The organism is Rhodococcus sp. C26F, assembly GCF_053345925.1.
In genome coordinates this window covers 112091-121666 of the sequence record NZ_JBKFBA010000010.1, presented here as the reverse complement: position 1 = coordinate 121666, position 9576 = coordinate 112091, and the positions used below count along the sequence as shown (strand labels likewise).

The window sequence follows — 9576 nt, the reverse complement described above, 5'->3', positions numbered from 1 at the left end:
TTCGTCGTCGTGTACGGACTCAGCCGAGGCGCTGCTTGAGGGCCTCGAACTCGTCGCGGATGCCCGAGGGCACCTTCTCACCGAGGAACTCGAACCACTCGGCGATGCCGTCGATCTCGGCCTTCCACTCCTCGACGTCGACCTTCAGGGCCTCGTCGACGTCGGCGGGATCGACATCGAGACCGTCGAGCGTGAGGTCGGCGGCGCTGGGCACGTAACCGATCGGCGTGGACTGCGCGCCGGCCTTGTGCTCGATGCGGTCGACGATCCACTTGAGCACGCGCGAGTTCTCGCCGAAGCCGGGCCACAGGAAGCGGCCGTCGTCGCCGCGACGGAACCAGTTGACGTAGAAGATCTTCGGCAGCTTGTCCTCATCGGCGTTCTTGCCGAGCGTGATCCAGTGGTTCAGGTAGTCGCCGGCGTTGTAGCCGAGGAAGGGCAGCATCGCCATCGGGTCGCGACGGACGCTACCGACCTTGCCCTCTGCCGCGGCGGTCTGCTCGGACGACAGGGTCGCGCCGAGGAAGGTGCCGTGCTGCCAGTCGAAGGACTCGCTGACGAGGGGCACCGTCGTCTTGCGGCGGCCACCGAACAGGATCGCGGAGATCGGCACACCCTGCGGGTCGTCCCACTCGGGGGCGAGGATCGGGCACTGCGACATCGGGGTGCAGTAACGCGAGTTCGGGTGCGCGGCATTGGTGCCGGACTCGGGGGTCCAGTCGTTGCCCAGCCAGTCGGTGAGGTGCGCCGGGGTCTCGCCGCCGATGCCCTCCCACCAGATGTCGCCGTCGTCGGTCTTCGCGACGTTGGTGTAGATGGTGTTGCCGGCCTCGATGGTCGCCATCGCGTTCGGGTTCGAGTCGGCGCTGGTGCCCGGCGCGACGCCGAAGAAGCCGAACTCGGGGTTCACGGCGTAGAGGCGGCCGTCCTTGCCGAAACGCATCCACGCGATGTCGTCGCCGAGGGTCTCGGCACGCCAGCCCGGGATGGTCGGCTGGATCATCGCGAGGTTGGTCTTGCCACAGGCCGACGGGAACGCCGCGGCGATGTAGTAGGCCTTCTCCTCGGGCGAGATCAGCTTGAGGATCAGCATGTGCTCGGCCAGCCAGCCCTCGTCGTGCGCCATGGCCGACGCGATGCGCAGCGAGTAGCACTTCTTGCCGAGCAGGGCGTTGCCGCCGTAGCCGGAGCCGAAGCTCCAGATCTCACGGGTCTCGGGGAAGTGGGTGATGTACTTCGTGTCGTTGCACGGCCACGGGACATCCTGCTGACCGGCCTCGAGCGGCGCACCCACGGAGTGCAGCGCCTTGACGAACGGACGGTCGGTGCCGAGCTTCTCGAGAGCCGCGCTGCCCATGCGGGTCATGATGCGCATCGAGACGACGACGTACTCCGAGTCGGTCAGCTCGACGCCGAGCTTCGGGTCCTCTGCACCGAGCGGGCCCATGCAGAAGGGCACGACGAAGAGGGTGCGTCCGCGCATGCTGCCGCGGTACAGCTCGGTCATCGTGGCACGCATCTCGTCGGGGTCGACCCAGTTGTTGGTCGGGCCCGCGTCGATCTCGTTCTTCGAGCAGATGAAGGTGCGCGACTCGACGCGTGCGACGTCCGACGGATCGGAATTGGCCAGGAACGAGTTCGGCTTCTTCTCGTCGTTCAGACGCGTGAAGGTGCCGGCCTCGACCAGCTGAGAGGTCAGACGGTCCCATTCCTCATCGGATCCGTCGGCCCATACGACACGATCGGGCTGGGTGAGCTCGGCAATCTCCTGGACCCAGGCAAGCAACTCGGCATGCTGGGTCGGGAGCTTGTCGTCGGTACCGTTCAAACCGGGAATGGTCGCTGAGGTCATCAAAACTCTCCTGGGGTGTGCCCGGAACCGGGATCCCACCTCCGACCTGCACGTTCTTCTGTGCGGACGAGGGCAGACCCGGGCTTGCCCCTCTCGGCAGGGGTACCACCTACTTCGTCCGTGGCCGAACAGGCGAAGTAGGCGCCGGATGTCCTTTTCATAGAGGTTAACGTCGGAATGCCGACCGGCGTCACTCGGGGCCGGTCGGAAATCTCACAGAAACGATTCAGAACTTGCGCACAATACCGTCCCCTCCCCCTGCTGCGCAGCCGGATATGAATCACTTCGACTCTTCTCCGTGGTGTACGTCGTATTCAAGGCTACCTGTGTCCAGTCGGCTCCACCGACCCGATCCGTCGAGCTCGCGACAGTATTCCCACACGCCGTAACGGCCGTCGTCCGCGATCACCGAGAGGCGGTCGCTGCTGCCGTCGAGATCGGTGTCGGTGGCCACCACCAGGCCGTCGCCCCAGTCGCCACCGACTCCCCAGTGCTCGGTATCGGCGACGACCGTCTCGGCGGCGCCGTCACCGTCGAGGTCGGTCGTCGGGGCGAGCTCGTCGGCCCAGGCGGCCACCTCGGACGGATCGAACCCGGACGGATCGAAAGGATCGGTGAACGGCTGGGGTGCGCCACCCGAGCCGGCGAATTCGGCCATCGTCTCCCCTTTCCGACCCGGCACGCGCCGGATCGCTCCTATCCGGTTGGACGCACCCCGGCACCCTGCGGTTCCGGGATGTGTCCGAGTGCCGCCAGGTCGCGTTCGCACGCGGCGATGCGGGCACGCCGCTCGCCCCGGCGACGGGTGATCTCCGCGTCGATCGCGGCGACGCGTTCCCGCACGCGGGTCGCGTGCCGGTCGCGGGCGGCGACCGCGAGCGCGGTGGAATGCAGTTCCGTCTCGTGGATGCGGGTGCGGATCCAGGTGTCGAGTTCCGCCCGTACGGTCGCGAGCTCGTCGGCGATCCACCGCCGCATCCGGTCGCGGTAGGCGATGCGCCTGCGGATCCGCATCAGCCATCCGGCGGCCGGAACCGCGCACGCGATCGCGACCACCAGCGACATCCAGCCCGGCAGGTCCCCGAACGGGGTGAGGAGCAGTCTGCCGAGACCCGCGCCCGCCGACGCACCGAAGACCACCGTCAGCGTGTCCTCCATCGACCGCGCGGTCTGCGGTGGGCGGGCCGTGCGCGTGGGTTCCGGCGCCGGAGTGCCCGGTGCGATCCGGGCCGTCTCGTCGGTGAGCCGCGCGCACAGGTCGTCGACGTGGGCGTCGATCGTCGTGACCACCGCATCCGCGTCCGCGGTCTCGAGCACCTCGCCCGCGGCGGTGGACGCCGCCCGCACGCGCATCGCGACCTCCTGCAACAGCGTCACCTGCAGCCGGCGCAGGTCGGGGCCGGAGGTCGCGGGTGGTGCTGCGGCGGTGAGGCGGGAGCGCTCCGCACGCAGGCCCCCTTCCTCGTCCTCCGCGCTCAGTCGTCCGATCTCCTCCTCGATCATCGGCCGGGTGGCGGCGATGATCGCTGCGCGTGCTCGTCGCGGGTCGTGCGACGACCGAATCGTGGCGGCCAGGACGTCCCGCAGTTCGACGAGTCCGGACGCGGTGAGCAGGGTCTGCCGGACCGCCTCGCTCGCGTCGTCTTCGAGTTCGCGTGCCCGCCGCGCGGCCGCGGCGCTCACGGGCAGGATCACGACCCTCGGCAGCCAGGACGCGTGCCGCTGCAGGATCTCGACGTCGGCGTCGCGGACCGCACGCCAGTCGGGAAAGCGGTCGATGCCCGTCAGTGCGCAGACGACCTCGATCGACTCGGCTGCCGCCGCGCGCACGAGGTCGAGTTCGGTGCGGCCGATCGTCGCCGACGGGTCGAACACCACGAGGGTGACGGCGCGGCCGTCGTCCGTGATGTCCAGCCCGCCCAGATGTCGTAGCTCCGCTGCCAGCGTGCCGGCGCCGGAACCGGGCACTCCGACGACCCGCACGCCGGTCGCGGCCGGCCGGTGCAGTCCCATCCATCCGCGCGGGTTCCATCGGCGCAGGACGTCGTCGGCCGGATCCACGAGTCCGCTCGGCGGTGTCACCGCGGTCCCGCGGCGACGGACTCCATCGGGCCCAGCCCGACCAGGTCGAGTGTCTGTTCGACGAGTTCGCGCACCTGCGGTGCCGCCGGGACACCCGCCACGACCCGGGCGAGCTCCTCGTCGCGTAGGCGGCGCGCCACGACCGCACGCGCGGCGAGCGGTTCCCCGAGCAGTTCCTCATCGCGGACCGCGACCACCTGATCCGGCGGCACCCCCGTCGCACGCGCGACGAGAGCGCACTCGCTGTCATCCGTCCCACCCGTCACCACGAGGACGAGGCGACAAGGATCGACGACCGTCAGCGCGGCGCGGTCGGCCGGATGGGCGACGGCCGGGTCGAGACGACGCGGCACGACGTAGACGACGAGGTCACCGTCGAGGACCGGGTCGGGACCGTCAGGCGTGTCCACTGCCACTCCGGCCACGGCCGCGTCTACTTCCCCACCCTCGATATCGACCCTGCGGAGCAGCAGTTCGCGTACCTGCGTCTCGACGCTTTCCCGGCCGGTCCCGGCCCGCCCCGCGACCTGCACCCGCAGCGCGGCCGTATGCTCGGCCAGCGCCCTGCGAATCAACCGCCCTGCCTGTGCATCCAGTTGTTCGACCTGCGCGGCGAGGTGGTGCCACAACTCCCCCGTCATGATCCCCCGATCGTCGGGGGAGATTGTCGCAGAGAGACCGCTGACGGGCAGCCGAACGAATGCTTCCCTGAGAAAACACTGTGGCCACTCAGGTCACTCCCGCCACACACTCTCGGAATACGCGACAATGGACGGGTGAACGAAGCCGATCAGCACACCACCGAGACGCTCGAGGAGCGCCCGACCCGCGGGAACCGCCTGTACCCCAGGGTGACGAGTTTCCGGTCCCGCCGTGGATCGCTGACCGACCCCCAGCAGCAGTGCTGGGACCGTCGTTGGCCCGAACTCGGCAAGGAGGTCGGCGACGAACCGCTCGACGTCGACGCATGGTTCGGCCGCTCCGCGCCCCTCGTCCTCGAGATCGGATCCGGAACGGGAACCGCCGCGGTCGCCATGGCCCAGGCCGAGCCCGAGGTGAACCTCATCGCCGTGGAGGTCTACAAGCCCGGCATCGCCCAGACACTGCAGAACATCGAACGCAGCTGCAACACCGACGCGCCGATCCGGAACCTGCGGATCCTGCGCGGCGACGCCGTCGAGGTGCTCGAGAAGATGCTGACCACCGCGTCGCTCACCGGCGTGCGGGTGTTCTTCCCGGATCCGTGGCCCAAGGCCCGCCACCACAAGCGCCGGCTCCTGCAGGCCCCGACGTTCGCCCTGATCGCCGACAGGTTGAAGCCCGGTGGAGTGCTGCACGTGGCCACCGACCACGCCGATTACGCCGAGGCCATCGCCGAGGTGGGCGATGCCGAACCGCGCCTCGCCCGCTTCACCGGCACCTCCCCGATCAGCCTCGAACGCCCCGTCACCAAGTTCGAGGACAAGGCACACCAGGTGGGTAGCGCGATCAACGAGTTCGTCTGGGGGAAGATCGGAGCATGAGTGTCCATGAAGAGCTTCCCGGCGTGACCGACTCCTCCGCGATCGACGGCGTCGAGCCGGTCCGAAAGGTCCTGCTCGTCTGGGACGCACCCAACCTCGACATGGGCCTCGGCGCGATCCTCGGCGGCCGGCCCACCGCCGCCTACCGCCCGCGCTTCGACGCTCTCGGCCGGTGGCTGCTCGGGCGCACCGCCGAACTGTCGCGTCTGCACTCCGCGACCCTCGAACCCGAAGCCACGGTGTTCACCAACATCGCCCCCGGCAGCGCGGACGTCGTCCGCCCCTGGGTCGAGGCCCTGCGTAATGTGGGCTTCGCGGTGTTCGCCAAGCCGAAGATCGACGAGGACAGCGATGTCGACTCCGACATGCTGAACCACATCGAGCTGAGGCACCGGGAGGGTCTCGCCGGTGTCATGGTGGCCTCCGCCGACGGGCAGGCGTTCCGTGAACCCCTCGAGCGGCTCGCACAGGAGGGCATCGCGACCCAGGTGCTCGGTTTCCGCGAGCACGCCAGCTGGGCGGTGACCTCCGAGATCATCGAGTTCCTCGATCTCGAGGACATTCCCGGTGTGTTCCGCGAACCGCTGCCCCGCGTCAGCCTGGAATCGCTGCCCGACGAGGGTGCCTGGCTGCAGCCGTTCCGACCGCTTTCTGCTCTCCTGGTGGGGCGCAAGAGCGTCGCCGAATAGGAGACTTACGTGTTCGACCGTTGGGGAGAGCTCGTCTACCGCGCGCGCTTCACCGTCATTGCGGTGATGGTCGCGGGGTTGCTCGCGCTCGCCGGGTACGGGCTGAGCCTGAACGATCACCTCAGCCAGAGCGGCTGGGACGATCCCGGTTCGGAGTCCGTCGCCGCTGCCAAGCTCGCCGACGGCACCTTCGGCCGCGACACCGCGGGCGACGTGCTGGTGCTGTACACGGCACCCGAGGGCAGCACGGTCGACGATCCCGCGTTCTCCGCGAAGATCACCGACAGCCTGAACTCGCTGGTCGCCGAGCATCCCGACGAAATCCTCAAGATCAACGGTGCGTACTGGCCCACCGACAACGCACCGTCGCTGCCGACGCTGGCCGACCCGTCGCGCCAGCACGCGATCGCGTCGATCGCCATCGCCGGCGAGGACGACACGGAGCTGACCGGCAACTTCCGCGAGGTCAAGGACGCCTTCTACATCGACGGCGTCGACGTGCAGCTCGCCGGTCTGCAGCCGATCTCCGGCGCGCTGAACGACACGATGGCCAACGACATCAAGCGCATGGAGATCCTCGCGATCCCGGCCGTCGGCATCCTGTTGTTCTTCGTCTTCGGTGGCGTCGTCGCGGCCGCTCTCCCGCTGATCACCGGTGGTCTCACGATCGTCGCGGCGAACGGCATCGTCCGGTTGATCACCAACTTCACCGAGGTCAACTCGTTCGTCGCACCGGTCGTCTCACTGATCGGCCTGGGCCTGGCGATCGACTACGGCCTGTTCATGGTGTCGCGGTTCCGTGAGGAACTCGCCGAGGGCTACGACACCCCGGCGGCGGTGCGACGCACCGTCGTCACCGCAGGTCGCACGGTGGTGTTCTCGGCGACGATGGTCGTCACCAGCCTCGGTGGCCTCGTGCTGTTCCCGCAGGGCTTCCTCAAGTCGGTCGCCTACGGCGCGATCTCGGCGGTCTCACTGGCTGCCCTGCTGTCGATCACGATCCTTCCCGCCATCCTGAGCATCCTCGGCCGGCGCATCGACAAGTTCGGCATGAAGCGCTTCGGGCAGATCCAGTCGAACGAGCAGGTCGAGAACAGTTTCCTCGGCCGCCTGTGCCGCTGGGTGATGGTCAACCCGATGAAGGTGACCATCCCGACGGTCATCGGCCTGCTGCTGCTCATCATGCCGCTGACCGGCATCAAGTTCGGCGGCATCAACGAGACCTACCTGCCGCCCGAGCACCCCACGCGCGTCGCGCAGGAGACCTTCGACGAACTGTTCCCCGGCCAGCGCGCCGAGCCGGTCAAGCTCGTGGTCCGCGGCGCCGAGGGCGGCGACCTCAACAAGATCATCACGACGGCCAGCGAAGCTCCCGGCCTCGTCGAGAAGTTCCAGATCACCGGCCCCGCGAAGGACGGCGTCCGTGTGCTCAAGGCCGGTCTGACCGACCGCAACGAGTCCGCCGACACCGTCGAGTACCTGCACGCAGCCGAATGGCCCGAGGGTGTCGAAGTGCTCGTCGGCGGCACCCCGGCGATCGAGCAGGACTCCATCGGGGCCCTGCTCGAGACCCTGCCGCTGATGGTCGTGGTCGTCGTGCTGCTGACGACGTTGCTGATGTTCCTGGCGTTCGGCTCGCTCGTGCTGCCCGTCAAGGCCGTGTTGATGAGCGCCCTGGGTCTCGGCTCGACGCTGGGCATCCTCACCTGGATCTTCATCGACGGCAACGGCGCCGACCTGCTCAACTTCACCCCGGGGCCGATCATGTCGCCGGTGCTCGTGCTGATCATCGCGATCGTGTACGGCCTGTCGACCGACTACGAGGTGTTCCTGCTCTCCAGAATGGTCGAGGCGAGATCGATGGGGGCGAGCACCACCGAGTCGATCCGTATCGGTACCGCCCACACCGGTCGCATCATCACCGCGGCCGCCCTGATCCTCATCGTCGTCACCGGTGCCTTCGGATTCTCGGAGCTGGTGATGATGAAGTACATCGCGTTCGGCATGATCGCCGCGCTGATCATCGACGCGACCGTCATCCGCATGTTCCTCGTGCCCGCCGTGATGAAGCTGCTCGGTGACGACTGCTGGTGGGCTCCGGCGTGGATGAAGCGGATCCAGGAGAAGATCGGCCTGGGCGAGCCGATCCTCGCCGACGAACTGATGCCCGAGGACGTTCCCGAGCTCATCACCGTCGGCATGTTCGGTCCGGCGACGGTCGCGGCCACGGGCGCGCACCGCTTCCCGGCAGGTGCCTTCGAGGGCGGCTCCGACCTCACGCAGCCGTTGCCCAAGATCGCTCCGCCGCGGCCGGCCGCCGAACAGCGCAAGCTCCGCGATCTCACGCCGCCGCCGGTGCGACGGCAGGCCCCGGGCCGTCCCCCGGTCCGCCCGGCCGCGTCCGCGTCCGGTCGTCCGCCTGCTGCTCCGCGGAACGGCGAACGTGTGCCGCCCGCAGCCGGGCGTCCGACGCCGGCGAGCCGTCCGGTTCAGCCCGGTACGGGTCCGGGGCGTCCGTCGCGTCCGGTCCCGGAGCCGCGTCGTCGCCCGGAGGATCGGCCGCCGGTGGACGAGCGCAACGGCTCGGCTCTTCCTGGGCGCGGTGTCCCGGAGAAGGGTGTCCCGGAGAAGCCCGAACGTCGTGCCCCCGAGATGCCGCAGCGCGATGTCACGCAGCGCGGTGCGCTCGATCAGACACAACGCGGTGCGCTCGATCAGACACAACGCGGTGCGCTCGATCAGACACAGCGCGGTGCGCTCGATCAGACACAGCGGGGTGCGTCCGACCCGTCGTCGCCGTCGTCGGTGCCTCCGCTCCCCCGCCGTCAGCGCGGGGAGGTTCCGCCGCCGCTGCCGCAGTCCTTCGTCCGACCGCCCGCTGTCCCGGGCGATGCGGAAGCTCTGCCCGGTGCCCAGGCTCCGCGGCCGAGCGAACCCGGCACCGGTCGTGGACGGGATCCGCAGGCGATCGAGAACTGGCTGTCGCAGTTGCGCCGCACGTCGCCCGGCGGGGAGTCTTCGGCCCAGCGGCCGAGGCCCACTTCCGACGCACCGCGCCCCTCGGCGCCGGAGCCCCAGCGGCCTTCGGCACCGGACTCGCAACGTCCCCCGACATCGGAGGCCCAGCGACCTCCGGCGCAGAGACCTGTCCGACCGCCCGTGCCGGGTACTCAGCAGCCGCCCACGCAGGGCATGCAACCGCCGACACAGGGCATGCAGCCGCCGACACAGAACGGTCCCCGTCCGCCTCTGCCCTCCCGGTCCCGTGGTCCGGAGCAGCCGCCCCGCCCGGCCGGCGAGCGGCCGGAAGCGCGAGCGGACGAATCGCAGCCGGAGCAGAACGACGCGGAGTCGCGGAGGCGTGGACGCCACGGTCCCGACAGCGGCCGTTCGATCAGCGTCAGTGAGCTGATCGCCCGGCAGCGTCGCG

7 protein-coding genes are annotated in these 9576 nt (G+C 69.2%); 3 read left to right on the top strand and 4 right to left on the bottom strand.

Annotation, left to right across the window (positions count from 1 at the left end):
* Window positions 1-19: 19 nt before the first annotated feature.
* From ACLBYD_RS13935 to ACLBYD_RS13920, 4 genes are all read right to left on the bottom strand, one after another.
* Complete coding sequence (locus ACLBYD_RS13935; RefSeq protein WP_060650332.1) at window positions 20-1852, bottom strand: phosphoenolpyruvate carboxykinase (GTP); 1833 nt, start codon at window positions 1850-1852, stop codon at window positions 20-22.
* Between the two features lie 280 nt (window positions 1853-2132).
* Complete coding sequence (locus ACLBYD_RS13930; protein ID WP_447816905.1) at window positions 2133-2510, bottom strand: DUF6802 family protein; 378 nt, start codon at window positions 2508-2510, stop codon at window positions 2133-2135.
* Window positions 2511-2548: 38 nt separating this feature from the next.
* Window positions 2549-3934 carry a hypothetical protein gene (locus ACLBYD_RS13925; protein WP_447816904.1) on the bottom strand — a complete coding sequence of 462 codons (1386 nt, stop codon included), beginning with the start codon at window positions 3932-3934 and terminating at the stop codon, window positions 2549-2551.
* Window positions 3931-4575 carry a hypothetical protein gene (locus ACLBYD_RS13920; protein ID WP_447816903.1) on the bottom strand — a complete coding sequence of 215 codons (645 nt, stop codon included), beginning with the start codon at window positions 4573-4575 and terminating at the stop codon, window positions 3931-3933. Before ACLBYD_RS13920 ends, ACLBYD_RS13925 begins: the two co-directional genes overlap by 4 nt.
* A gap of 135 nt (window positions 4576-4710) precedes the next feature.
* Between ACLBYD_RS13920 and trmB the strand changes: the two genes are divergently transcribed.
* The 3 genes from trmB to ACLBYD_RS13905 all read left to right on the top strand — a co-directional run.
* A complete protein-coding gene (gene trmB / locus ACLBYD_RS13915; RefSeq protein ID WP_006552698.1) occupies window positions 4711-5457 on the top strand; it encodes a tRNA (guanosine(46)-N7)-methyltransferase TrmB in 747 nt (248 codons plus the stop codon).
* Window positions 5454-6146: an NYN domain-containing protein gene (locus ACLBYD_RS13910; RefSeq protein WP_026061641.1), complete on the top strand. Its 693-nt coding sequence runs from the start codon at window positions 5454-5456 to the stop codon at window positions 6144-6146. Before trmB ends, ACLBYD_RS13910 begins: the two co-directional genes overlap by 4 nt.
* Before the next feature lie 9 nt (window positions 6147-6155).
* A partial coding sequence (locus ACLBYD_RS13905; protein ID WP_447816902.1) for an MMPL family transporter occupies window positions 6156-9576 on the top strand: 3421 nt, incomplete at its 3' end.